The 23,887-nt window shown below is 54.1% G+C and carries 23 protein-coding genes and 1 other annotated feature; of the genes, 11 read left to right on the top strand and 12 right to left on the bottom strand.

Features of this window, described 5'->3' with window-relative positions; translation table 11 throughout:
* Positions 1–10: 10 nt before the first annotated feature.
* Positions 11–778 carry a phosphatidylglycerophosphatase B gene (gene pgpB, locus G0034_RS12460; protein ID WP_023330548.1) on the bottom strand — a complete coding sequence of 256 codons (768 nt, stop codon included), beginning with the start codon at positions 776–778 and terminating at the stop codon, positions 11–13.
* Positions 779–975: 197 nt separating this feature from the next.
* Between pgpB and ribA the strand changes: the two genes are divergently transcribed.
* Positions 976–1,566, top strand: coding sequence for a GTP cyclohydrolase II (ribA, locus tag G0034_RS12465; RefSeq protein ID WP_008501210.1), 591 nt, complete (start codon positions 976–978; stop codon positions 1,564–1,566).
* Positions 1,567–1,602: 36 nt separating this feature from the next.
* On the opposite strand, the gene acnA is transcribed toward ribA, so the two are convergent.
* The 6 genes from acnA to topA all read right to left on the bottom strand — a co-directional run bounded on the left by acnA (position 1,603) and on the right by topA (position 9,090).
* The gene (gene acnA, locus G0034_RS12470) at positions 1,603–4,278 is read right to left on the bottom strand and encodes an aconitate hydratase AcnA (protein WP_047344623.1); all 2,676 of its coding nucleotides are present in this window, start codon (positions 4,276–4,278) and stop codon (positions 1,603–1,605) included.
* A gap of 163 nt (positions 4,279–4,441) precedes the next feature.
* On the bottom strand, positions 4,442–4,540 hold the full coding sequence (gene ymiC / locus G0034_RS23390) for a small membrane protein YmiC (RefSeq protein WP_014884088.1): 99 nt from the start codon (positions 4,538–4,540) through the stop codon (positions 4,442–4,444).
* 138 nt (positions 4,541–4,678) lie between these two features.
* Positions 4,679–4,849 (bottom strand): YciX family protein, encoded by a 171-nt coding sequence (locus tag G0034_RS23395; RefSeq protein WP_045135519.1) that lies wholly within the window; start codon positions 4,847–4,849, stop codon positions 4,679–4,681.
* A 2-nt stretch (positions 4,850–4,851) separates the two neighbouring features.
* The gene (locus G0034_RS12475; protein WP_213391151.1) at positions 4,852–4,992 is read right to left on the bottom strand and encodes a YmiA family putative membrane protein; all 141 of its coding nucleotides are present in this window, start codon (positions 4,990–4,992) and stop codon (positions 4,852–4,854) included.
* A gap of 338 nt (positions 4,993–5,330) precedes the next feature.
* Positions 5,331–6,305 (bottom strand): HTH-type transcriptional regulator CysB, encoded by a 975-nt coding sequence (cysB, locus tag G0034_RS12480; protein WP_006175683.1) that lies wholly within the window; start codon positions 6,303–6,305, stop codon positions 5,331–5,333.
* A 187-nt stretch (positions 6,306–6,492) separates the two neighbouring features.
* Positions 6,493–9,090, bottom strand: a complete 2,598-nt coding sequence (gene topA, locus G0034_RS12485; RefSeq protein WP_014884091.1) for a type I DNA topoisomerase — start codon at positions 9,088–9,090, stop codon at positions 6,493–6,495.
* Positions 9,091–9,489: 399 nt separating this feature from the next.
* Between topA and G0034_RS12490 the strand changes: the two genes are divergently transcribed.
* The gene (locus G0034_RS12490; RefSeq protein WP_003856804.1) at positions 9,490–9,741 is read left to right on the top strand and encodes a YciN family protein; all 252 of its coding nucleotides are present in this window, start codon (positions 9,490–9,492) and stop codon (positions 9,739–9,741) included.
* 34 nt (positions 9,742–9,775) lie between these two features.
* Here G0034_RS12490 and sohB read toward each other — a convergent pair whose 3' ends face one another.
* The gene (sohB, locus tag G0034_RS12495) at positions 9,776–10,822 is read right to left on the bottom strand and encodes a protease SohB (RefSeq protein WP_014884092.1); all 1,047 of its coding nucleotides are present in this window, start codon (positions 10,820–10,822) and stop codon (positions 9,776–9,778) included.
* 251 nt (positions 10,823–11,073) lie between these two features.
* Here sohB and G0034_RS12500 point away from each other — a divergent pair, with 251 nt between their 5' ends.
* Both G0034_RS12500 and cobO read left to right on the top strand, forming a co-directional pair.
* Entirely contained in the window at positions 11,074–11,835 is a 762-nt protein-coding gene (locus G0034_RS12500; protein WP_179120908.1) for a YciK family oxidoreductase, read from the top strand.
* Complete coding sequence (gene cobO / locus G0034_RS12505; protein WP_023337380.1) at positions 11,832–12,422, top strand: cob(I)yrinic acid a,c-diamide adenosyltransferase; 591 nt, start codon at positions 11,832–11,834, stop codon at positions 12,420–12,422. Before G0034_RS12500 ends, cobO begins: the two co-directional genes overlap by 4 nt.
* Before the next feature lie 35 nt (positions 12,423–12,457).
* On the opposite strand, the gene rluB is transcribed toward cobO, so the two are convergent.
* The 3 genes from rluB to rnm form a co-directional block, all read right to left on the bottom strand.
* On the bottom strand, positions 12,458–13,336 hold the full coding sequence (gene rluB / locus G0034_RS12510; RefSeq protein ID WP_014884095.1) for a 23S rRNA pseudouridine(2605) synthase RluB: 879 nt from the start codon (positions 13,334–13,336) through the stop codon (positions 12,458–12,460).
* A 96-nt stretch (positions 13,337–13,432) separates the two neighbouring features.
* Positions 13,433–14,053, bottom strand: coding sequence for an L-threonylcarbamoyladenylate synthase (locus G0034_RS12515; protein WP_003856793.1), 621 nt, complete (start codon positions 14,051–14,053; stop codon positions 13,433–13,435).
* A complete protein-coding gene (gene rnm / locus G0034_RS12520) occupies positions 14,050–14,931 on the bottom strand; it encodes an RNase RNM (RefSeq protein WP_045135522.1) in 882 nt (293 codons plus the stop codon). The genes G0034_RS12515 and rnm overlap by 4 nt, the downstream gene beginning before the upstream one ends.
* A gap of 139 nt (positions 14,932–15,070) precedes the next feature.
* On the opposite strand from rnm, the gene trpL reads away from it, so the two are divergent.
* The 7 genes from trpL to G0034_RS23660 all read left to right on the top strand — a co-directional run bounded on the left by trpL (position 15,071) and on the right by G0034_RS23660 (position 23,267).
* A complete protein-coding gene (gene trpL / locus G0034_RS23545; protein WP_106993556.1) occupies positions 15,071–15,115 on the top strand; it encodes a trp operon leader peptide in 45 nt (14 codons plus the stop codon).
* Positions 15,092–15,186 (top strand) — a sequence feature (Trp leader region). It overlaps the preceding gene by 24 nt.
* A gap of 25 nt (positions 15,187–15,211) precedes the next feature.
* The gene (locus G0034_RS12530; RefSeq protein WP_023330555.1) at positions 15,212–16,774 is read left to right on the top strand and encodes an anthranilate synthase component 1; all 1,563 of its coding nucleotides are present in this window, start codon (positions 15,212–15,214) and stop codon (positions 16,772–16,774) included.
* Complete coding sequence (gene trpD / locus G0034_RS12535; RefSeq protein ID WP_014884098.1) at positions 16,774–18,369, top strand: bifunctional anthranilate synthase glutamate amidotransferase component TrpG/anthranilate phosphoribosyltransferase TrpD; 1,596 nt, start codon at positions 16,774–16,776, stop codon at positions 18,367–18,369. Before G0034_RS12530 ends, trpD begins: the two co-directional genes overlap by 1 nt.
* 3 nt (positions 18,370–18,372) lie before the next feature.
* The gene (gene trpCF / locus G0034_RS12540) at positions 18,373–19,731 is read left to right on the top strand and encodes a bifunctional indole-3-glycerol-phosphate synthase TrpC/phosphoribosylanthranilate isomerase TrpF (RefSeq protein WP_117580289.1); all 1,359 of its coding nucleotides are present in this window, start codon (positions 18,373–18,375) and stop codon (positions 19,729–19,731) included.
* A gap of 10 nt (positions 19,732–19,741) precedes the next feature.
* Positions 19,742–20,935: a tryptophan synthase subunit beta gene (gene trpB, locus G0034_RS12545; RefSeq protein WP_014884100.1), complete on the top strand. Its 1,194-nt coding sequence runs from the start codon at positions 19,742–19,744 to the stop codon at positions 20,933–20,935.
* Complete coding sequence (trpA, locus tag G0034_RS12550) at positions 20,935–21,744, top strand: tryptophan synthase subunit alpha (protein ID WP_179120909.1); 810 nt, start codon at positions 20,935–20,937, stop codon at positions 21,742–21,744. Before trpB ends, trpA begins: the two co-directional genes overlap by 1 nt.
* A gap of 266 nt (positions 21,745–22,010) precedes the next feature.
* The gene (locus tag G0034_RS23660; RefSeq protein ID WP_179120910.1) at positions 22,011–23,267 is read left to right on the top strand and encodes a mechanosensitive ion channel family protein; all 1,257 of its coding nucleotides are present in this window, start codon (positions 22,011–22,013) and stop codon (positions 23,265–23,267) included.
* Positions 23,268–23,422: 155 nt separating this feature from the next.
* Here the strand turns inward: G0034_RS23660 and cspE are convergent, their stop codons facing one another.
* On the bottom strand, positions 23,423–23,635 hold the full coding sequence (gene cspE / locus G0034_RS12560) for a transcription antiterminator/RNA stability regulator CspE (RefSeq protein WP_014884103.1): 213 nt from the start codon (positions 23,633–23,635) through the stop codon (positions 23,423–23,425).
* Positions 23,636–23,887 lie beyond the last annotated feature (252 nt).

Consider the following 23,887-nt stretch of genomic DNA (forward strand, 5'->3'; position numbering starts at 1 on the left):
ATATCAACCGTCAGGCGTCGCTTTGCTCCCTTTCGGCGATTTCTTCTTTCTCTTCAGGCGGTGGCGTAAGCGGGCCACAGAGTCGTTCTGCAAGCCAGGTTGCCAGCGTCACCAGCAGCCATGAGATCAGCGTAGCGACCACCAGGTCCCGTGGCCAGTGCATCCCCAGCAGCAAGCGGCTGCCCATCACTCCCGTTGCCCAGATCAGTAATATCCCGATGGTAACCGTTCGACGTCGTGGCCAAAGCAGCCCAACAGCCAACAGCGCCCAGCTGGCCGCAAACATCGTGTGGCCGGAAGGAAACGCGAAGCCCGTCTCTTTTTGCCAGTGTTTACGCAAGAACTTCGGAATATCCTGCTGTTCCGTAAGCTGTTCTTTCACCAGCGCACCGCGATCTTTACGCTTTAAATTGTAGAACTCATCTACCGGAATATGGTGTGTTTTTTCCAGCCAGACGACAAACGGTCGTGGCTCCTGAACATGGTCTTTCACCCAGGACTTAACGCCCTGACCAATAACAATCGCGCCACCCAGGATAGCAAAGAGCATCAGCGCCGCGCGCAGACGAAAACGCAGGCACCACAGGAACCAGCCACAGAGAATGATATGGGTGATAATTCCCCACGGTTGCGTGACCGTCTCCGTTACCCAGTACAACGTTTTCAGCCACGTGGCATTCTGCCCGGGCTGCCACATCCAGCCGGAGACCCATACGGTCAAAGGCATAATCAGTAAAATGGCCGCGCCTGCTGCCGTACGTCTGGCGATTGAAAGCATGTCTTCTCCTTTTACGCTAAGCCTCACAATCATAACTGAAATTCATCCGATGGGTGGAGATGACGGATCGTGCGTTTAACGTTCATATAGCATGGTGCCCATTAGGCGAACGTGCTGAGCTTGTGGCAAAATGAACAGATACAGAAAGTAAAACAGGCGCAAGACACGAAACGTGTCAGCCTACTCTGGAGAATCACATGCAGCTTAAACGTGTGGCAGAAGCCAAACTGCCAACCCCATGGGGCGATTTCCTGATGGTGGGGTTTGAAGAACTGGCAACCGGACAGGATCATGTTGCGCTGGTCTACGGCGATATTTCAGGGCAGACGCCGGTGCTGTCCCGCGTCCATTCGGAGTGTCTGACCGGCGATGCGTTGTTCAGCCTGCGCTGTGATTGCGGTTTCCAGCTGGAAGCTGCCCTTTCTCATATTGCCGAAGAAGGCCGCGGTGTGTTGCTCTATCACCGTCAGGAAGGTCGTAATATTGGCCTGCTGAATAAAATCCGCGCATACGCGCTGCAGGACCAGGGCTACGATACGGTAGAAGCCAACCATCAGCTCGGTTTTGCCGCCGATGAACGTGACTTCACCCTGTGTGCGGACATGTTCAAGCTGCTGGGCGTCGACGAGGTTCGTCTGCTGACGAACAACCCCAAAAAAGTGGAAATCCTCACCGAAGCGGGAATCAACATTGTCGAACGTGTGCCGCTGATTGTTGGCCGCAACCCGAAAAATGCCCACTATCTTGATACTAAAGCCGCCAAGATGGGCCATCTGCTGAAAGAGTGAAAGTAAAAAGCCCGGCATAAGCGCCGGGCTTTTTTATCAATCGAGCATCTTACGAATCACATAGTGTAAAATGCCGTCGTTCTGGTAGTAGGTCAATTCGGTTGCCGTATCAATACGGCACCGGCAGTCCAGTACCTCCGTCTTCCCGTCAGCTCGCGTCAGCTTCACCGGCACCGTTTTACCCGGCTGCAGGTTTTGCAGACCACTAATATCAATCTGCTCTTCTCCGGTCAGCCCCAGCGTTTTACGGGTTACGCCCTGCGGGAACTCAAGCGGCAGAATCCCCATGCCGATGAGGTTCGAGCGGTGAATACGTTCAAACGACTCGGCGATCACCACACGAACGCCTAGCAGGCGCGGTCCTTTCGCCGCCCAGTCACGGCTGGAACCGGAACCGTACTCTTTCCCGGCAATCACCGCCAGCGGTGTACCTTCCTGTTGATATTTCACGGCTGCATCGTAAATCGACACGACGTCCGTCCCCGGTAGATGGCGCGTCATCCCCCCTTCCACCCCCGGAACCATTTCATTACGAATGCGAATGTTGGCAAACGTGCCCCGCATCATGACTTCATGGTTACCGCGGCGCGAACCGTAGGAGTTAAAATCGCGGCGCTCCACTCCCCGGCTTTGCAAATAACGGCCCGCCGGGCTATCGGCTTTGATACTCCCCGCCGGAGAGATATGGTCAGTGGTGACAGAATCCCCCAGCATGGCCAGGATGCGCGCCCCATGAATATCTTTAAGCGGCGCAGGCTCGGCGAGCATCTCATCAAAGAACGGAGACAGACGAATATAGGTCGAGTCATCCTGCCAGTCATAGGTGTCCGACCCCACGACATTGATGGCTTTCCATTCCGGCGTGCCTTCGAAGACCTCCGCATACTCTTTGCGGAACATTTCTGTAGAGACCTTTTCAACGGCCATCGCAATTTCACGCGAGGACGGCCAGATATCTTTCAGGTAGACGGGATCGTTCTTGCGATCGTGACCAATCGGATCGGTCACCAGGTTAATGTTCATATTCCCGGCCAGCGCATAGGCCACCACCAGGGGCGGCGAAGCAAGCCAGTTGGTTTTGACCAGTGGATGAATACGCCCTTCAAAGTTACGGTTGCCGGAAAGTACGGCGCCTACCGTCAAATCGCCCTGCTTGATCGCCGTTTCAATGGGCTCAGGCAGCGGACCGGAGTTACCAATGCAGGTCGTACAGCCATACCCCACGAGGTTAAAGCCCAGCTCATCAAGATAAGGCGTCAGCTTAGCCTGCGCCAGGTAATCCGAAACCACTTTGGAGCCCGGCGCCAGCGAGGCTTTGACCCACGGTTGAGGTTTCAGACCCAGTTCAACCGCTTTTTTCGCCAGCAGACCGGCCGCCATTAAAACACTGGGGTTTGAGGTGTTGGTACAGGAGGTGATGGCGGCAATCACAACCGCCCCGTCCGGAAGTTGATATTGATGGCCGTTCAACACATAGTCGATGGGACGATGGTCTTTCTTCGCCACGTTGACTTCCAGCTCATTGCTGGCCGCAAAGGCTTTCGGCACGTCTGTCAACGCGACGCGATCCTGCGGACGTTTTGGCCCGGCGAGGCTTGCCTCAACGCTGCCCATATCAAGCTCAAGCGTACTGGTAAATACCGGTTCATCGCCCGGATTGCGCCACATACCCTGCGCTTTGGTATAGGCCTCTACCAGCGCCACCTGCTCTTCGCTGCGTCCGCTCAGACGCATGTACTCCAGCGTGACGTCATCAATTGGGAAAAAGCCACAGGTTGCGCCATATTCTGGTGCCATGTTGGCAATGGTCGCGCGGTCAGCCAGGGGCAGCGAATCCAGCCCGTCCCCGTAGAACTCAACAAATTTGCCCACCACCCCATGCTTGCGCAGCATTTGCGTAACGGTAAGTACCAAATCGGTCGCGGTAATGCCTTCTGACAGTTTTCCTGTCAGCTTAAAGCCCACGACATCCGGAATCAGCATGGAGACCGGCTGACCGAGCATGGCAGCTTCCGCTTCGATTCCGCCGACACCCCAGCCCAGCACGCCGAGGCCGTTAATCATGGTGGTGTGGGAATCTGTACCCACCAGCGTATCCGGATAAGCCACCCACTCTTTGTCCTGTAATTCGCTCCAGACGGCTTTACCAAGATACTCAAGGTTAACCTGGTGGCAAATACCCGTGCCCGGTGGAACCACGCTAAAGCGGCTGAATGCCTGCTGGCCCCACTTCAGGAAAACATAACGTTCGTGGTTACGCTCCATCTCCAGACGGACGTTCTCGCCAAAGGCATCGTCATCACCGAAATGGTCAACGGTCACGGAGTGGTCAATCACGAGGTCAACGGGGGAAAGCGGGTTCACTTTGGCCGTATCGCCGCCGAGGCGTTTAACCGCCTCGCGCATCGCGGCGAGATCCACCACGGCAGGTACACCGGTAAAGTCCTGCATCAGGACCCTTGCCGGGCGGTAGGCAATTTCTCTGTCGGCATGGGCATGCTTCAGCCACCCCGCCAGCGCCTGGATATCATCGAGCGTGACGGAATCACCGTCCTGCCAGCGCAAGAGGTTTTCCATCAGAACTTTCAAGGACTTGGGTAAACGCGAAATGTCCCCAAGCGTTCTGGCAGCCAGCGGCAGGCTATAGTAATGCCAGGTTTTATTTTCTGCCTGTAATGTGTCCTTACTGGCTTCGCGTAGGGTTAACGACATAAGCTCCTCCTTAATTACAGAGATGTCCTGACAATCATCAGGGCCGTAATTAAAGATAACACAAAGATGTCGTAACGTTTTGATAACAACCCGAATTGATAAATTTAGGAATGGTCCAGAGGACGTCAAAACAAAAAACCCCGCCGCAGCGAGGTTTTATCATTTAGCGGATGGCCAGCCAGATGAGCTGACTCCAGAACAGGATCGACAGGGTAAACACGCCAATCCATGACCAGTATTTGTGAGACGTCATGTTATTCATCATAGGGACACCAGGCATTATTTATTAAACATTCCGAGGTAGGTCCTCAGTGCGATATTGCTGATGTGTATTTATTAAAGAGTACAAAGGTGCATAGTCGTTATTCAGACCCAATGCATCATTACGCAAAAAACTAAATTATTGTTTTTTGGGTTCGTCTTCCGCGAACACATCAATAAAGGCTTGCTGCTGCGGCGTCAGTTTCCAGGATGCAGGCACAACTGTCGCAGGAGTCTTACGTCCTTTGTGGACAGTGTCATGACGCTGACACATCTGTTTTACCGTTTCTGTACGTACCGTCACTGCCATATTCAACCCCAATATTTCCAGGCCAGGAGAGCAACCATCAGCCAGAACAGGGCGGAGACGAGAAAGACCGCCAGCCAGGCTTTACGCTTGAGCGCAGGATCCCTTTGCGGTTCTTCACTTCCTGAAGGCATTGCTAACCTCATACAATCGATATCGCTTATCATTTAGGACCAAACAATTGGTACAATTAATCATCTGTTGAGATAAATCCTAAAGAAACTTTAGCCGAAAAGCCAGTGAATTTACGCATCTGGAGGTATGAAATATTCATTCTTTTGACCACAAATAAATATTTGAAAAGAAAAATTTGCGTAGCCGTTAATTAGTTTCTATTTTTGTCGCCAATTCACGACATTAAAACCATACAAAATAAAAGGATAATGACAATATATGGCAGGGAGAGCGCAGATGATGATAATTCTAATTTAGCTTTAAGGCGGTATTTCGGTATCTTTCCGTTAGGGAAAGATACCGGGTGTGATTATTTTGCGGGGAGTTTGATGTCTTTAAACATCTCTTCAATATCTTCATTTGAGCGTAATGCAACGGCGGTATCCACCACGTCACGCGTTAAATGCGGGGCAAAGCGCTGAATAAAATCATACATATAGCTACGCAGGAAGGTACTGCGACGGAAGCCAATTTTTGTGGTGCTGTGGCTAAAAATATCGTGTGCATCAAGACGTACCAGATCAGGGTCTGACACCGGGTCGACCGCCATGCTGGCAATAACGCCCACGCCCAGACCAAGCCGTACGTAAGTCTTGATGACGTCGGCATCGGTAGCGGTAAAGACAATGCGTGGAGTTAACCCGGCACGGTTAAAGGCGGTATCAAGCTCGGAACGTCCGGTAAAGCCAAACGTATAGGTGACTAACGGATATTGCGCCAGCTCTTCAATCGTAACCGACCCTTTCCCCGCCAGCGGGTGATCGGGAGTCACTACGATCGATCGGTTCCAGTGATAGCACGGAAGCATTACCAGATCGTCATACAGGTGGAGCGCTTCCGTCGCGATGGCAAAATCGGCATTCCCCTTCGACACCGCTTCAGCGATTTGCGTCGGTGACCCCTGATGCATATGCAAAGAGACGCGCGGATAACGCTCGATAAAGCCCTTAATAACGCCAGGTAATGCATAGCGCGCCTGGGTGTGCGTGGTGGCAATATACAGCGAGCCTTTATCTGGCCAGGTATGTTCTCCCGCAACAGATTTAATCGCATCGACTTTGGAGAGGACTTCACGCGCAATGCGAATAATTTCCTGCCCCGCTGGCGTCACCTGCGTAAGGTGCTTACCGCTACGGGCGAAAATCTGAATACCTAATTCATCCTCCAGCATGCGAACCTGCTTGCTGATGCCCGGTTGCGAGGTATATAGCCCCTCGGCAGTAGAAGAGACATTAAGGTTGTGATTCACCACCTCAACGATATAACGAAGCTGCTGTAATTTCATGCCAGACCATCCGATTTAGCGCACGCGGTCAATCGCTTAAGACGATTTGATAATAAGAAATGGGTTAACTATAACCACTATATCATTTATAGCCTGACTGTATAGTACGGAACAAAAAATAATAATAAGGTAATAAAAAAGGGCCGGAAGTCCGGCCCTTTCACTGGTAAGTGACGGTCAGGCAAGCTTATTTCTTGCCTTCAACCCATTTGCCATCGACAAAGAAGGCGGACCAGCCGGTCGCTTTGCCCTCTTTCTCTGCCGCCACGTACTGCTGCTTCGTTTTACGGCTAAAGCGAACCACCGTCTTATTGCCTTCAGGATCCTGCTGTGGCGCATCGGCCAGGTAACGCAGTTTTTCTGGCAGACGGTCACGGAAGCGGTGCAGTTCTTCTACCAGCGGCGCACGTGTTTCACGCGATTTCGGGAAGGTATTGGCCGCCAGGAAGACACCCGCAGCACCATCACGCAGCACGAAGTACGCGTCGGATTTTTCACACGGCAGCTCTGGCAACGGAACCGGATCTTCCTTCGGCGGAGCCACTTCACCGTTACGCAGAATTTTGCGCGTGTTTTTACACTCGTCGTTGGTGCACGCCATGTACTTCCCGAAACGCCCCATTTTCAGGTGCATTTCAGAGCCACACTTCTCGCACTCCACAATCGGGCCGTCATAGCCTTTAATGCGGAATTCACCTTCCTCAATCTCATACCCGTCACACGTTGGGTTATTACCGCAGACGTGCAGCTTACGTTTAGGATCGATCAGGTAGCTGTCCATCGCCGTGCCGCATTTTTTGCAGCGGCGTTTAGCACGCAGAGCGTTGGTTTCCGCATCCTCACCTTCCAGCACGTTGAGAACTTCGTTCTCCGGCACCAGGTTGATGGTGGTTTTGCAGCGCTCTTTTGGCGACAGCGCATAGCCGGAACAGCCAAGGAAGACGCCCGTGGTTGCCGTACGAATACCCATCTTGCGGCCGCAGGTTGGGCAGTCGATGCTAGTCAGAACCATCTGGTTAGGCAGCATGCCGCCCTCTTCAGGATCTTTCTCCGCTTTTTCAAGCTGGTTGGTAAAATCGCTGAAGAAGCTGTCGAGAACCTTCTTCCACTCCGCCTTATGGCTGGCAACCTCGTCGAGGCTGTCTTCCATTTGCGCGGTAAAATCGTAGTTCATCAACTCGCGGAAATTAGCTTCCAGACGGTCGGTGACGATCTCACCCATTTTTTCCGCATAGAAACGACGGTTTTCAACTCGAACGTAGCCGCGATCCTGGATCGTCGAGATGATTGACGCGTAGGTCGATGGACGACCAATACCGCGTTTTTCCAGCTCTTTCACCAGCGACGCTTCACTAAAGCGCGCAGGCGGCTTGGTGAAGTGCTGAGCAGGAACGAGATCAACCAGAGAGAGCTCATCTCCCTTGTTCACCGCTGGCAGCGTACGGTCTTCATCACCTTTACGCAGCGCAGGCATGACTTTTGTCCAGCCGTCGAAACGCAGGATACGACCGCGCGCTTTGAGACGGAAGTCGCCCGCACCGACGGTCAGCGTCGTGGAGTCATACTTCGCAGGCGTCATCTGACAGGCGACAAACTGACGCCAGATCAGCTGATACAGCTTCTGGGCATCGGCTTCCATATCTTTCAGCGACTCGGCTAACACAGAGACATCAGAAGGACGAATCGCTTCGTGCGCTTCCTGAGAGTTCTCTTTGCTGGCGAATTGATTGGCGCTTTCCGGCAGGTATTTTTTACCGAAATTATCACTGATATAACCGCGTACCATGTTTACCGCATCCTGGCTCAGATTCGTTGAGTCAGTACGCATGTAGGTGATGTAACCCGCTTCATACAAGCGCTGGGCCATCATCATGGTTTTCTTCACGCCATAGCCAAGGCGCGTACTCGCCGCCTGTTGCAGGGTAGACGTGATAAACGGCGCGCCAGGTTTACTGCTGGTCGGTTTATCTTCACGTTCCAGCACCTGATAGCGTGCTTTTTCCAGCAACGCGACGGCAGCCATGGTCTGGTCACGGTTTTCAGGACGGAAAGGCTTATCTTTCTGATGGCTCACCTGCAGTGGCAGAGCGTCACCGCCCGGCGTGGTCACATTGGCGTCAATTTCCCAGAATTCTTCCGGCACGAAGGCTTTAATTTCGCGTTCACGCTCAACGACAAGACGCACGGCGACGGATTGCACACGTCCTGCGGACAGGCCACGGGCAATCTTTTTCCACAGCAGTGGAGAGACCATATAGCCTACAACGCGGTCCATAAAGCGACGCGCCTGCTGGGCGTTGACACGGTCGATGTTCAGCTCGCCAGGCTTCTCAAACGCCTGACGAATCGCATTTTTTGTAATTTCGTTAAACACTACGCGACTGTAGCGTTTGTCATCGCCCCCGATCACTTCCCGCAGGTGCCATGCAATGGCTTCCCCTTCGCGGTCAAGGTCGGTTGCGAGATAAATGTGGTCTGCTTTTTCAGCCAGCTGCTTCAGCTCGTTAACGACTTTCTCTTTTCCGGGCAGCACTTCGTATTGTGCATCCCAGTTGTGCCATGGGTTAACACCCATGCGGTTGACAAGCGCGCTACGTTCATCCTTTTTAGGCTTTTTAGCCCCTTTGGTGGAGGTAGAGTCTGCGCTCTTTTTGCTGGCTGAGCCACTGGTCGGCAAATCGCGGATATGACCCACGCTGGACTTAACCACGTAGTCATTACCCAGATACTTATTGATCGTTTTGGCTTTTGCCGGGGACTCAACGATGACGAGAGCTTTACCCATATTCACCTTTACCTAATTTAATTCTTCCAGGAATACGCCGCACGTTGATTTCCCTTCCGCTGACGACGAGCCAATGATATTGCGGCTACGTCAGGAGATATCAACCCCTTTGTCCTACCGGGTGTCTGAGGAAAGACGCCCAGGTGATTGAGTTATCGGGTATTTTTCTCACACCTCGTATAATTCGTGACGAGTTCCCGGTCGAATGTCAAGCAATTCTGTTGCCAGAATGACGAAAGCGCACACTCTACCTGATAAAATTCGTTACGCAACTTTATTAGCATGCAAAAGCAAATCCCGCCAACCTGCCCCCTGTATCTTATCCCCTCACAAAACAGGGAAAATTTGCCCCCAAAGCGGCCCCGGCGTAGACTATTGTCACTGTTTAAGGAGTGGATTATGCAGAATACGACCCAACCTATTGACCGAGCCTCTCTGCTTATCGAAGCAAATAAGCTTATCCGTGACCATGAAGATACCCTGGCGGGCATTGAAGCCACCGGTGTAGAGCAGCGTAATGGCGTGCTGGTTTTCAGCGGCGAATACTTCCTTGACGAACAGGGATTACCCACCCCAAAAAGCACCGCTGTGTTTAATATGTTTAAATACCTGGCGCATACGCTTTCTGAAAAATATCACCTGGTCGATTAATGCAAAACGCGAGGCATATGCCTCGCGTTTTTGCTTACAGCAGCGGTTTTTGTCCGCGCTGTAGCCAGCGAAGCAGCAGGCGATCTGCGCTTTCCGCTGCACTGTTGGTAAAGCGGTCCATCAGGCGCTTACGCTGGGTGAACCGCACGCCTATCAGCTCCCTTCCGTCCATCAGGTTGAGCAGCAGATCGTCGCTGGTCCCCACTTCATCAACCAGCCCTTTTTCCTGCGCCTGAATACCGTACCAGTGTTCGCCTGTCGCGACCTGCTCAATATCCAGCGTTGGGCGCATACGGTGTACGAAATCTTTAAACAGGTGGTGCGTTTCGTTGAGATCCTCACGGAATTTTTGGCGCCCTTCTTCCGTATTTTCCCCCAGCAGCGTCAGGGTACGTTTGTACTGACCCGCCGTGTGCAGTTCGATATCAATCTCTTTATTCTTCAGAAAACGGTTAAAGTTTGGGATCTGTGCGACCACGCCGATAGAGCCAATGATGGAGAACGGTGCCGCAACAATTTTGTCCGCCACGCAGGCCATCATATAGCCACCACTTGCCGCGACTTTATCTACCGCCACGGTAAGCGGGATCTGCTTTTCTCGCAGACGCTGTAGCTGAGAAGCGGCCAGTCCGTAGCCGTGCACAACCCCGCCTGGGCTTTCAAGACGCACCACCACTTGATCCTGCGGAGTGGCCACGGCCAGAACGGCAGTCACCTCTTCCCGTAGCGAAGCGACTTCATGCGCATCCATACTGCCTTTAAAATCGAGTACATAGACGCGAGGCTTCGCGTCAGACTGTGGCGTTGCAAGCTTAGCTTTCGCCTTTGCGGCTTTGGCTTCCTGCTTGTGCTTTTTCTTCTGGGCCTTCAGCCATGCCTTCTGTTGATGGCTATCAAGCAGTGAGAGGGACATGTCTTCCTGCATCTCTTTGTACTGCTCGCTCAGACGGGTAATGCGTAACTCCCCACGCTGACGTTTGCGCTGCGTGAGATTGACAATCAGAACGGCAACGACCGCAATGGCAATCACCACCGTCGCGATTTTAGCCAAAAACAACCCATATTGAGAAAGTAATTCCACGCGTTCCACCTTGATTTAACCACGAATCTTTCACGGCAGTGTACAACAGCCCTGCCTTTGCGTCTCGCCCGTGACATTACCTGTGCGAGCCATCTTCAGGAATCCCCGCCCGGCGGTTTAAATATTTGCAAATTGTTAATTTTACAGTAATACGTCCTGTAGACTGATTGAATTCTCACGCTAATTCGGGCATAAAGCCGAAAAGTCATTATGAAGGCGCCATTGAGTCACCGTGCGCCTGAGGAGTCACCGTGCACTATCAACCGCAAAAAAACCTGCTGCAGAACCGGATCATTCTTGTCACCGGTGCCAGCGCGGGTATTGGTCGCGAAGCGGCCCTGACCTATGCTGAATATGGCGCGAGCGTTATTCTGATCGGTCGCAACGAAGAAAAACTCAAAGGTGTCGCTCAGGAAATTGAAGCGGCAGGTGGCATACCGGCCCCCTGGTATACTCTTGATTTACTGACCTGTACGCCAGCGGTATGTCAGGAATTAGCCCAACGTATCAGCACCCATTATCCACGTCTGGACGGTGTGCTGCATAACGCCGGGTTGTTAGGCGAAGTTCGTCCAATGGATGAGCAGGATCCTGATATCTGGCAGCAGGTCATGCAGGTTAACGTCAACGGCACCTTTTTCCTCACCCAGGCCTTACTTCCTTTATTACTCAAATCCGAGTCAGGCTCTCTGGTCTTTACCTCTTCCAGCGTAGGTCGTGAGGGGCGCGCAAACTGGGGGGCATATGCTGTCTCTAAATTTGCGACCGAAGGTATGATGCAGGTGCTGGCGGAGGAATATCAGAGCCGCCATCTGCGCGTAAACTGCATTAATCCGGGCGGAACACGCACCAAAATGCGCGCCAGCGCGTTCCCGAAAGAAGATCCGCAGAAGCTGAAAACCCCGGCCGAGATTATGCCACTCTATCTCTGGCTAATGGGCGACGACAGCCGTCGCAAAACCGGAATGACTTTTGATGCCCAACCGGGCCGTAAACCGGGGATTTCGCAATGAGTGAAGAACGTCACCAGCAGCGCCAGCAGCGTCTGAAAGAACAGGTTGATGCGCGCATTGCGTCAGCCCAGGACGAGCGAGGGATCGTCATCGTATTTACCGGCAACGGCAAAGGCAAAACCACCGCCGCGTTCGGCACCGCCACCCGCGCCGTCGGACACGGGCAAAAAGTGGGCGTAATCCAGTTTATCAAAGGCGAATGGCCCAATGGGGAGCGCAATTTGCTGGAACCTCACGGCGTTGAGTTTCAGGTGATGGCAACCGGTTTTACGTGGGATACGCAGAACCGGGAAACCGACACCGCAGCCTGCCTTGCTGTCTGGGAGCACGCCAAAAGAATGCTGGCCGATCCGACGCTCAATATGGTGCTACTGGACGAGATCACCTATATGGTCGCCTACGACTACCTGCCGCTGAATGCCGTGCTGGATGCACTGAAAAACCGCCCTGCACATCAGACGGTAATCGTCACGGGTCGTGGGTGTCATCGGGATATACTGGAACTGGCAGATACCGTCAGCGAGCTGCGTCCGGTCAAGCATGCATTTGATGCAGGTATCAAAGCGCAGCCTGGGATTGATTACTAAAGAAAAAAGCCCGGTGCGTTCACCGGGCTTTTAGATTAACCGTTGTTATTCCGGCTGCCAGAGCGACGGTTGCTGCTGTTCACCTGGCTATGGCGTTTCACCGCACGACGGATTTGGTTCGCCTTCATACGACGACGATCTTTCTCCACCGCCACTTTTGAGGTGGTTTCCGGCGTCAGCCCCACCAGCTCGCGCAGGTAGTTGGTCTGGGTCAGATCCAGTTCGGTATAGCCGCCACGCGGCAGACCTTTTGGCAGCAGAATGTCGCCGTAACGAACGCGAATCAGGCGGCTAACCTGAACCCCTACCGCTTCCCACAGACGACGCACCTCGCGGTTACGCCCCTCTGTCAGGGTGACGTTGTACCACTGGTTAATCCCTTCACCACCGGTAAATTTGATGGTTTTAAACGCTGCAGGACCGTCTTCCAGCTGAACGCCACGCGACAGGTCGCGCAGTTTATTTTCATCAACCTGGCCGAAGACACGCACGGCATATTCACGTTCCACTTCACGGCTTGGGTGCATCAGACGGTTTGCCAGCTCACCGTCGGTGGTAAATAGCAGCAGGCCGCAGGTGTTAACGTCCAGACGACCCACGGCAATCCAGCGCGCACCTCGCAGTTTAGGCAGACGGTCAAACACCGTCGGGCGACCTTCCGGGTCGTTGCGGGTACACAGCTCACCTTCCGGCTTATAGTAAGCCAGCACGCGGCAAATCTGTTCAGCAGACTCTTTCACGGAGATAAGATGACCGTCGATGCGGATCTTAAGCCCCGGTACGATTTCTACGCGGTCACCCAGCGTGGCGATTTTACCGTCCACACTCACGCGGCCCGCTTCAATAATGGCTTCGATTTCACGGCGCGAACCGTGGCCGGCGCGCGCCAGCACTTTCTGTAACTTCTCGCTCATTGAGCTTCCTCAGGTGTCGCCTTCACAGGCGTCGAATCAGGTCAAAAGAGGGCCTGGCCCTGCTTTGATGGCCGCGTAGTATATCTGCTTACACCTCTACAAGAAAGGCTTAACATCGCCCACGCCTTCACGAATCACTTCTGGCGCATCTTCGGTTAAGTCGACCACGGTGGTCGGTTGCTGACCAAGATAGCCGCCGTGAATAATCAGCTCAACCACCTTCTCCAGACGATCTTTGATCTCTTCCGGGTCGGACTCGGTAAACTCACTTCCCGGCAGCATCAGCGAAGTCGAGAGCATCGGTTCGCCGAGGGTTTCCAGCAGTGCCTGCGCAATCGGGTTGGACGGTACGCGCATCCCGATGGTTTTCCGTTTTTCCTGCAACAGGCGGCGCGGAACCTCTTTCGTCCCTTTCAGGATGAAGGTGTAGTTACCCGGCGTGTTGTTTTTAATCAGGCGAAACGCCACGTTATCAACATACGCATAGGTCGACAGCTCAGAGAGATCGCGACACATCAGCGTAAAGTTATGGCCGTCCGGAAGCTGGCGAATACGGCAGATACGCTCCATCGCCCCTTTGTCTTCAATTTTGCAGCCCAGCGCGTAGCCAGAATCGGTCGGGTAAACAATCACGCCGCCTTTGCGGACGATCTCCACGGCCTGATTGATCAGACGTGGCTGCGGGTTATCCGGATGAATATAGAAAAACTGACTCATACTTCCCTCTCTTCAATTTGCTGCGGCTGTTCCCAGAGCTGCCAGACCGGCTCAACGCCTGCCGGTAACCAAAGCTTGCGCCCCAGTTCAATCCACGCGCAGGGCTGATGGAAATCAGAGCCCTGCGACCCTGACAGGCCGAACTGGCGAGCATAAGTCGCAAGCTGCGCACGCTCATTGGGTGCCTGCTGACACTGGGCGACTTCCATCGCCTCGCCACCGCATTCAGCAAAGTGTGCCAGCAGTCTTTTCAGCCATTTAGCAGAAAGATTATACCGCCCCGGATGGGCCAGCACGGCCTTACCACCAGAATGATGAATCACATCAATAGCTTGTTTTATTGTACACCACTGTGGCGGAACGTATCCGGTTTTCCCGCGCGCCAGATACTTTTTAAAAACATCCGCCATGGTCGTTGCCTTGCCCGCTTCAACCAGAAAACGGGCGAAATGACCGCGCGTGACTGCCCCACCGTTCGCGAGCGCTTGTGCCCCTTCCAGCGCGCCCGGAATATGCGCCTTTTCCAGACGCTCGCCGATCATCTCCGCTCGCTGGTTGCGGCGCGTTTTTTGTTCTTGCAAAAACGTTACAAGTGCCGGATGTTCTATATCGATGTTCAGACCAACGATATGAATTTCATGGTTTTCCCAGACGGTTGAGATCTCAACCCCGGCGACCAGATTCAGCGCCAGCCCGCTGCGGGCAATCTCAGCGCGCGCTGCCGGAATGGCATCAGTGGTATCGTGATCGGTTATCGCCAGCGTGCCGACGCGCATCTCAACCGCGCGATGAACCAGGGCTTCGGGTGTCAGCAGACCATCAGAAGCCTGCGTATGGCTGTGTAAATCATAAATAATGGCGTAGGTGGTATCGCTCAAAGCACTTCCCATAACAGGTTGGAGACATCCGAAACCGCCATGATACCGACTTAACGCGAAATTCTGAAATCAAGGGTTGACAACTCGCCATCGAACTAGTTAACTAGTACGCAAGTTCACACGAGAAAGGTATCTGAAAATGACAGCACATTTCACTCTGCACGGTTGGTGGCGCACTTCCTGATTTTCGGGCAGTGTCACGCGTCTGCGAAATGCAAACAGATACCCAGCCCGCTACCCAGCGGGCTTTTTTTTGAACAGAATAAATGAGAACAACAACATGCAAACAGCCAAACCCCATCTCGACCTGCTGACCTGCGAGGCGGCCTATCGCCACAACCCGACCGCGCTGTTTCATCAGGTGTGCGGCGCACGTCCGGCAACGCTGCTGCTGGAGTCTGCAGATATCGACAGCAAAGACGATCTTAAAAGCCTGTTGCTGGTCGACAGCGCGCTGCGCATTACCGCGTTAGGTGACACTGTCACCATCAAGGCACTTTCTGACAATGGCGCATCGCTGCTGCCGCTGCTCGATGCTGCCCTGCCTGCGGGCATCGAGAATAAACGTCACCCGGACCAGCGAATTCTGCATTTTCCTCCGGTAAGCCAGCTGCTGGACGAAGATGCCCGCCTCTGCTCGCTGTCCGTTTTCGACGCTTTCCGCCTGCTGCAAAATCTGGTCACCGTGCCGGAAGATGAGCGTGAAGCGATGTTCTTCGGCGGGCTGTTTGCATATGACCTGGTCGCCGGGTTTGAAGATTTGCCGGAAACCGAGCAGGGTAACCGCTGCCCGGATTACTGCTTCTATCTGGCCGAGACCCTGCTGGTGATCGACCATCAGAAAAAATACACCCGCATCCAGGCCAGCCTGTTCACGCCGTCCGCGGCTGAGAAAGAGCGCCTCGAAAATCGCATCGCTCAACTCCAGCAGCAAATGACGGAGGCGCCCCCTGCGCTGCCGGTACAGCGCGTCGAGCAGATGACGTGTGAGGTTAACCAGACCGACGATCAGTACGGGGCCGTGGTTCGCCAGATGCAAAAAGCGATTCGCGCCGGGGAAATTTTCCAGGTAGTGCCTTCCCGTCGTTTCTCTCTCCCCTGCCCGTCGCCGCTGGCAGCGTACGATGTGCTGAAAAAGAGTAACCCGAGCCCTTACATGTTCTTTATGCAGGACAATGATTTCACTCTGTTTGGTGCGTCACCGGAAAGCTCCCTGAAATACGACGCTACCAGCCGCCAGATTGAGATCTACCCAATTGCGGGCACCCGCCCCCGCGGCCGTCGTGCCGACGGTTCACTGGATCGCGATCTCGACAGCCGCATAGAACTGGAAATGCGTACTGACCACAAAGAGCTCTCCGAGCATCTGATGCTGGTTGACCTGGCGCGTAACGACCTTGCGCGTATTTGCACGCCGGGTAGCCGTTACGTGGCTGATCTGACCAAAGTCGACCGTTATTCCTTCGTCATGCATCTGGTCTCCCGCGTGGTGGGTGAACTGCGCAGCGACCTCGATGTGCTGCACGCCTACCGGGCCTGCATGAACATGGGCACCCTGAGCGGCGCGCCGAAAGTGCGTGCGATGCAGTTGATTGCCGCTGCCGAAGGTCGTCGTCGCGGCAGCTACGGCGGCGCGGTGGGTTACTTCACCGCCCACGGCGATCTCGATACCTGCATCGTGATCCGCTCTGCCTACGTTGAAGACGGAATTGCCACCGTCCAGGCCGGCGCCGGGATTGTTCTCGACTCTGTTCCGCAGTCTGAAGCTGACGAAACCCGCAGTAAGGCTCGCGCGGTATTGCGCGCCATTGCTACCGCACATCATGCACAGGAGATTTTCTGATGGCTGACATTCTGCTGCTCGATAATATCGACTCCTTTACCTATAACCTGGCAGATCAGCTGCGTGCGAATGGCCATAACGTCGTTATTTACCGCAACCACGTACCGGCGCAGACCCTGATTGACCGTCTGGCGACCATGCAAAACCCGGTGCTGATGCTCTCCCCGGGTCCGGGCGCGCCAAGCGAAGCAGGCTGTATGCCGGAGCTGCTGACCCGCATGCGCGGCAAGCTACCGATTATCGGCATCTGCCTCGGTCACCAGGCGATCGTTGAAGCCTACGGCGGCTATGTCGGCCAGGCGGGCGAGATCCTGCACGGTAAAGCCTCCAGCATTGAACATGACGGCCAGGCGATGTTTGCCGGGTTACCGAATCCACTTCCGGTTGCGCGCTATCACTCGCTGGTCGGGAGTAATATTCCCGCCGGGCTGACGATTAATGCCTCGTTTGAAGGGATGGTGATGGCGGTACGTCACGACGCGGATCGCGTCTGCGGCATGCAGTTCCACCCGGAATCGATCCTGACATCACACGGTGCTCGTCTGCTGGAGCAGACCCTCGACTGGGCGCTACAGAAGCTGGAGCAGACCAATACCCTGCAACCGATTCTGGAGAAACTGTACCAGGCGCAGACCCTTAGCCAGCAGGAGAGCCACCAGCTCTTCTCCGCTGTAGTGCGTGGCGAGCTGAAGCCTGAACAGCTGGCCGCGGCGCTGGTGAGCATGAAAGTGCGCGGCGAAAGCCCGCAGGAGATCGCCGGTGCCGCCACGGCCCTGCTGGAAAATGCCGCCCCGTTCCCGCGCCCGGACTATCCGTTTGCCGATATCGTCGGCACCGGCGGCGACGGCAGCAACAGTATCAATATTTCGACTGCCAGCGCCTTTGTGGCGGCGGCATGCGGGATGAAGGTGGCGAAACACGGTAATCGCAGCGTTTCCAGTCGGTCTGGCTCCTCCGATCTGCTGGCCGCGTTCGGTATTAACCTCGACATGAATGCCGAACGTTCCCGCGAAGCGCTGGATGACCTGGGCGTCTGCTTCCTGTTCGCGCCGAAGTACCACACCGGGTTCCGCCATGCGATGCCGGTGCGCCAGCAGCTTAAAACCCGCACGCTCTTTAACGTGCTCGGTCCGCTGATTAACCCGGCCCATCCGCCGCTGGCATTGATTGGCGTATACAGCCCTGAGCTGGTCCTGCCGATTGCCGAGACGCTGCGCGTCCTGGGTTACCAGCGTGCCGCCGTGGTACACAGCGGCGGTATGGATGAAGTTTCTCTCCATGCACCGACGCTTGTAGCCGAGCTGAACAACGGCGAAGTGCTTAGCTATCAGCTCGAGGCGTCTGATTTCGGCTTAACACCCTATCATCAGGACGCGCTGGCGGGCGGCACGCCAGAAGAAAACCGTGACATTCTGACGCGCTTACTACAAGGTAAAGGTGAGGCCGCGCATGAGGCCGCCGTGGCAGCCAACGTCGCCATGCTGATGCGTTTGCACGGTGAGGAAGACCTGAAGGCTAACGCCCAAAAAGTTCTGGATGTACTGCGCTCTGGTGCAGCTTACGATCGCGTTACCGCACTTGCGGCAAGAGGGTAAAGAATGCAGACCGTTTTAGCGAAAATCGTTGCCGATAAGGCCATCTGGGTGGAAGCCCGCAAAGCAGAGCAGCCGCTTGCCAGTTTCCAGAATGATGTTGTTCCCAGCAGCCGTCGTTTCTATGACGCCCTGCAGGGCGCACGCACCGCCTTTATTCTGGAGTGCAAAAAGGCCTCTCCGTCAAAAGGCGTTATTCGCGACGATTTCGACCCGGCGCGTATCGCCGGTATTTATAAGCATCATGCGTCAGCCATCTCCGTGCTGACGGATGAGAAATATTTCCAGGGCAGCTTCGATTTTCTGCCCATCGTCAGCGGCATCGCGCCGCAGCCGATCCTGTGCAAAGACTTTATTATCGACCCGTATCAGATCTGGCTTGCGCGTTTTTACCAGGCTGACGCCTGCCTGCTGATGCTCTCGGTACTTGACGACGAGCAGTATCGCCAGCTGTCTGCCGTAGCGCACAGTCTGAACATGGGCGTGCTGACCGAAGTAAGTAATGAAGAAGAACTGGAGCGCGCCATCGCGCTGGAAGCTAAAGTGGTCGGCATTAACAACCGCGATCTTCGCGACCTGTCGATTGACCTGAACCGTACGCGCCAGCTTGCGCCGCGTCTGGGTTCTGGCGTCACGGTAATCAGCGAATCCGGCATTAACAGCTACGCTCAGGTGCGCGAGCTGAGCCACTTCGCCAACGGTTTCCTGATTGGTTCCGCCATGATGGAACATGACGACCTTAACGCCGCGGTGCGTCGCGTCCTGCTCGGTGAAAACAAAGTGTGTGGCTTAACTCGCGAACAGGATGCCCTGGCGGCGTATGACGCGGGGGCCATTTACGGCGGCCTGATCTTTGTTGACGCCTCGCCTCGTGCCGTCAGTGAGGAACAGGCGCGCAATGTGATCGCAGCAGCGCCACTTAGCTATGTGGGCGTGTTCCGTAATGCGGATATCGCAGACGTCGTGGCAAAAGCCGAAACGTTATCCCTGAGTGCGGTGCAAGTGCATGGCGATGAGGATCAAGCCTACATCGATAAGCTGCGTGCAGACCTCGCCCCTCAGGTGCAGATCTGGAAAGCGCAAAGCGTGGGTACCACCCTGCCCGCACGTAACCTGAATCATGTTGATAAATATGTGCTCGACAACGGCCAGGGCGGTACGGGTCAGCGTTTTGACTGGTCACTGCTAAATGGCGAAAAGCTGGACAACGTCCTGCTGGCGGGTGGATTAAGCCCGGATAACTGCGTGGAAGCTGCCAAAGCGGGCTGCGCAGGCCTCGATTTCAATTCAGGCGTAGAGTCACAACCGGGTATTAAAGATGCCAGCAAACTGGCCTCGGTTTTTAACACTCTGCGTGCATATTAAGGAAGAGAAGATGACGACATTACTTAACCCGTATTTTGGTGAGTTCGGCGGGATGTACGTCCCGCAAATCCTGATGCCCGCCCTGCGCCAGCTGGAAGAGGCGTTCGTCAGTGCGCAGAAAGATCCGGCATTTCAGGCGGAATTTACCGACCTGCTGAAAAACTATGCGGGCCGTCCGACAGCGCTGACGAAATGTCGCAACCTGACCGAAGGCACAAACACGACGTTGTATCTCAAGCGTGAGGATCTGCTGCACGGTGGCGCACATAAAACTAACCAGGTTCTCGGCCAGGCGCTGCTCGCGAAGCGTATGGGGAAAACCGAAATTATTGCTGAAACCGGTGCAGGCCAGCACGGCGTAGCCTCTGCGCTCGCCAGCGCCCTGCTGGGCCTGAAATGTCGCATTTACATGGGTGCGAAAGACGTTGAGCGTCAGTCTCCGAACGTGTTCCGTATGCGCCTGATGGGGGCGGAAGTGATCCCAGTGCACAGCGGCTCCGCGACGCTGAAAGATGCCTGTAACGAAGCGCTGCGCGACTGGTCTGGCAGCTACGAAACCGCGCACTACATGCTCGGTACCGCGGCGGGTCCGCACCCGTTCCCGACCATCGTGCGCGAATTCCAGCGCATGATCGGTGAAGAGACCAAAGCGCAGATCCTTGAAAAAGAAGGTCGTCTGCCGGATGCGGTGATCGCCTGCGTCGGCGGCGGGTCTAACGCCATCGGCATGTTTGCTGATTTCATCGACGACACCCGCGTGGGTTTGATTGGCGTCGAGCCTGCCGGTCACGGCATTGAATCGGGTGAACATGGCGCACCGTTGAAGCATGGCCGCGTGGGGATCTACTTCGGTATGAAATCGCCAATGATGCAAACCGAGGAAGGCCAGATTGAAGAGTCCTACTCTATCTCTGCGGGCCTGGATTTTCCGTCAGTTGGACCCCAGCATGCGTATCTGAACAGCACGGGTCGCGCGGATTATGTTTCTATTACCGATGACGAAGCGCTGGAAGCCTTCAAAACGCTGTGCCGCAGCGAAGGGATTATCCCGGCGCTGGAGTCTTCCCACGCCCTGGCGCACGCGCTGAAAATGATGAAAGAGAACCCGGAAAAAGAGCAACTGCTGGTCGTTAACCTGTCCGGTCGCGGTGACAAAGACATCTTCACCGTTCACGATATTCTGAAAGCACGAGGGGAAATCTGATGGAACGCTACGATAATGCATTTGCCGAACTGAAATCCCGCCAGGAAGGCGCGTTCGTTCCCTTCGTTACGCTGGGCGACCCTGGCCCGGAGCAGTCGCTGAAGATTATCGACGCCCTGATTGAAGCGGGTGCCGACGCGCTGGAGTTGGGTATTCCGTTCTCTGACCCGCTGGCGGATGGCCCGACCATCCAGAACGCCACCCTGCGCGCGTTTGCCGCAGGCGTGACGCCCACTCAGTGCTTCGAGATGCTGGCGGCGATCCGCCAGAAGCATCCGACGATCCCGATTGGCCTGCTGATGTACGCCAACCTGGTGTTTAACCGTGGTATTGATGAGTTTTACGCCGAGTGCGCGCGCGTGGGTGTCGACTCCGTTCTGGTGGCAGACGTACCGGTAGAAGAGTCTGCGCCGTTCCGTCAGGCGGCGATGCGCCATAACGTGGCACCTATTTTCATCTGCCCGCCAAACGCCGATGATGAACTGCTGCGCCAGATTGCCTCCTATGGTCGCGGGTATACCTACCTGCTCTCCCGTGCGGGTGTAACCGGCGCGGAGAACAAAGCGGCGCTGCCTCTGCATCATCTGGTCGAAAAGCTGGCTGAGTACCATGCCGCTCCTCCACTGCAGGGCTTTGGGATTTCATCTCCCTACCAGGTCACCGCGGCGATTGACGCTAACGCAGCCGGTGCAATCTCAGGCTCCGCTATCGTTAAAATCATTGAGAAGAACGTGGACAAGCCAGAGCAAATGCTGACTGAGCTGAAAACCTTTGTCAGCGCAATGAAAGCGGCAACGCGCAAAGCGTAACCTCTCCACCGTCTGGCTTCGCCGCCAGACGGTGTTTCTTTAGCGCCGCCATTCTGGGCACTGCCACGCACATTCGCCTGCTTTTATCGCCTGGAACGAATTTGAAAATAAAGTTACTGACCGCAACAAAATAGCTCGGTGCGGGTTAGGATTCAGGTCGTGGACTTGCCTGTACCGGATATGCCATTATATGATTTGGTTAAATCTTTGTATTTATCTCCTGAATGAGGTAAATACAAAATGGCATACGATTCAGGCGATAAGCGGTGGTGTACTTGGATTATTTATTAACATTCATAGAAAGCAATCCGGCTCTGGCCATTGGATTTAATCTTATTCTGCTGGTCATCTCCGGTTTCTTTGCGCACCTGATGTGCAAATTCCTGCTCATAAAAATCGTTCGTAAGGTCTTCTTTTCCAGCCATAAACAGGATGTCCCGCTGGAAAAAGATCGTCGTATTGCCGAGAAGCTGTCGAATTTCATTCCGGTTATTATCGTTTATTACGTCCTGCAGTTTATGCCCAATATGCCGGCATCGCTGGTGACGGCAATAAATACCATCTGTGGGATTTTATTCTTTATTTTTCTGTCGGTTTTCTTCAATGAGATGCTGGATATTGTCAACAGCTCTTATTTACGCAAGACGAAGCGTAAAAATCACTCTATCAAAGGCTATATTCAGATAGGGAAAATATTTATCCACATCATCGCTGCGATCATGATCCTTGCCGTCATGTCGAATAAATCCCCCGCGATCATTATTTCCAGCCTCGGGGCCGTAGCAGCCGTACTGATGTTAGTCTTTCAGCACACCCTGCTTTCGCTCGTGGCCAATATCCAGCTTTCGTCAAATGATGTCCTGCAGTTGGGGGACTGGATTGAAATGCCCGATAAGAACCTGAGTGGCGAAGTGACCGACATAGCGCTGCACACCATTACCATCCGTAACTGGGATAACACAATCTCGCGTATCCCGACCAAAAACTTCCTGACCGAAACGTATACCAACTGGCAGGCCATGTTTTCGTCAGGGGCGCGCCGGATTATGCGCAGCACCACTATCGATCAGCACTCAGTTAAATTCCTCACTCAGGAAACGCTGGCCCCGATGCTGGCCCTGCGCGGCACGAATGAACCGCTGGCAAAGCTCATCGACGGGCGTGATCCCATGGGCGTTCCGGACAGTTGGTTTATGGATAATGGCCTGACAAATTTAACGCTTTTTCGGCACTACCTGATGGCATGGCTCGCCGATCGGCCTGATATTATCAAAGAAATGTATATTGTCGTGCGAACGCTAAAGCCTACGCCGTCGGGTATTCCCCTGGAAATTTATTGTTTTACCTCATCCGTACTGTGGATGGAGTATGAAAATACCCAGTCAGCGATATTTGAATACATCACCGCTGTCGCCAGTCAATTCTCGCTCCGCTTATATCAGCATCCGGCTGGTCATGATTTCTGGCGTTTATCACAGGAATACAGCCTTCGGGACCGCATCCCGCCTCCGGGTGAAGGATAATTGTCTCTGAAAACAGGTCGGCAAAACAGAATAACAATTTTCCTGGAGCCATAAAAAAACCCGCACTCGGCGGGTTTTTTTGTTATCAGTGAAGCTTAACTGCTCAGACTCGCGTCTTCATCGCTATCGTAAGGGTCATTGATAACAAGCGCGACTTACAGCGGAGAAACATTACCCGCTGCCGGGCCTTTAGCGCCATTTTCAATGGTGAAGGACACTTTCTGGCCTTCATCAAGCGATTTGAAGCTGTCGCTCTGAATAGCAGAGAAATGTACGAATACATCTTTGCTGCCGTCGTCAGGCGTGATAAAGCCAAAACCTTTATCAGCGTTAAACCATTTTACTAAACCAGTCATTTTATTAGACATAGATAATTCCTTATTTTTTGAGCCACTAAGCGCGGCGATGATGGCCTGTATTTAGAGAGTAACTTATTTGGCACTTAGGAGGAGGCTCACGAAGAAGAGTATCTATTGATAACACCTGAACTGAGGACTGCTTTACTAAACTGCTTTTATAAGGTCTGTATTCCAAACCGATGACGCTATTTAGGCACAGAAAATTTTTTTAAGCAAAGTTTTTATTTTTTATTATAACCGCTTAAACACCCGGACGGCTGA

This window comes from Enterobacter sp. T2, from assembly GCF_010692925.1.
GTDB classification, from domain to species: Bacteria; Pseudomonadota; Gammaproteobacteria; order Enterobacterales; family Enterobacteriaceae; genus Enterobacter; species Enterobacter kobei.

Excerpts from the sequence above, each read along its gene's own strand:
- pgpB (WP_023330548.1), bottom strand. The coding sequence starts at position 778 with ATGCTTTCAATCGCCAGACGTACGGCAGCAGGCGCGGCCATTTTACTG.
- ymiC (WP_014884088.1), bottom strand. The coding sequence starts at position 4,540 with ATGAATAACATGACGTCTCACAAATACTGGTCATGGATTGGCGTGTTT.
- G0034_RS12490 (WP_003856804.1), top strand. The coding sequence starts at position 9,490 with ATGCAGAATACGACCCAACCTATTGACCGAGCCTCTCTGCTTATCGAA.
- cspE (WP_014884103.1), bottom strand. The coding sequence starts at position 23,635 with ATGTCTAATAAAATGACTGGTTTAGTAAAATGGTTTAACGCTGATAAA.
- G0034_RS12475 (WP_213391151.1), bottom strand. The coding sequence starts at position 4,992 with ATGAGGTTAGCAATGCCTTCAGGAAGTGAAGAACCGCAAAGGGATCCT.
- G0034_RS12515 (WP_003856793.1), bottom strand. The coding sequence starts at position 14,053 with ATGAGTCAGTTTTTCTATATTCATCCGGATAACCCGCAGCCACGTCTG.
- trpA (WP_179120909.1), top strand. The coding sequence starts at position 20,935 with ATGGAACGCTACGATAATGCATTTGCCGAACTGAAATCCCGCCAGGAA.
- G0034_RS12530 (WP_023330555.1), top strand. The coding sequence starts at position 15,212 with ATGCAAACAGCCAAACCCCATCTCGACCTGCTGACCTGCGAGGCGGCC.
- rluB (WP_014884095.1), bottom strand. The coding sequence starts at position 13,336 with ATGAGCGAGAAGTTACAGAAAGTGCTGGCGCGCGCCGGCCACGGTTCG.
- trpD (WP_014884098.1), top strand. The coding sequence starts at position 16,774 with ATGGCTGACATTCTGCTGCTCGATAATATCGACTCCTTTACCTATAAC.
- G0034_RS23395 (WP_045135519.1), bottom strand. The coding sequence starts at position 4,849 with ATGGCAGTGACGGTACGTACAGAAACGGTAAAACAGATGTGTCAGCGT.
- acnA (WP_047344623.1), bottom strand. The coding sequence starts at position 4,278 with ATGTCGTTAACCCTACGCGAAGCCAGTAAGGACACATTACAGGCAGAA.
- cobO (WP_023337380.1), top strand. The coding sequence starts at position 11,832 with ATGAGTGAAGAACGTCACCAGCAGCGCCAGCAGCGTCTGAAAGAACAG.
- topA (WP_014884091.1), bottom strand. The coding sequence starts at position 9,090 with ATGGGTAAAGCTCTCGTCATCGTTGAGTCCCCGGCAAAAGCCAAAACG.
- trpCF (WP_117580289.1), top strand. The coding sequence starts at position 18,373 with ATGCAGACCGTTTTAGCGAAAATCGTTGCCGATAAGGCCATCTGGGTG.
- cysB (WP_006175683.1), bottom strand. The coding sequence starts at position 6,305 with ATGAAATTACAGCAGCTTCGTTATATCGTTGAGGTGGTGAATCACAAC.
- trpB (WP_014884100.1), top strand. The coding sequence starts at position 19,742 with ATGACGACATTACTTAACCCGTATTTTGGTGAGTTCGGCGGGATGTAC.
- ribA (WP_008501210.1), top strand. The coding sequence starts at position 976 with ATGCAGCTTAAACGTGTGGCAGAAGCCAAACTGCCAACCCCATGGGGC.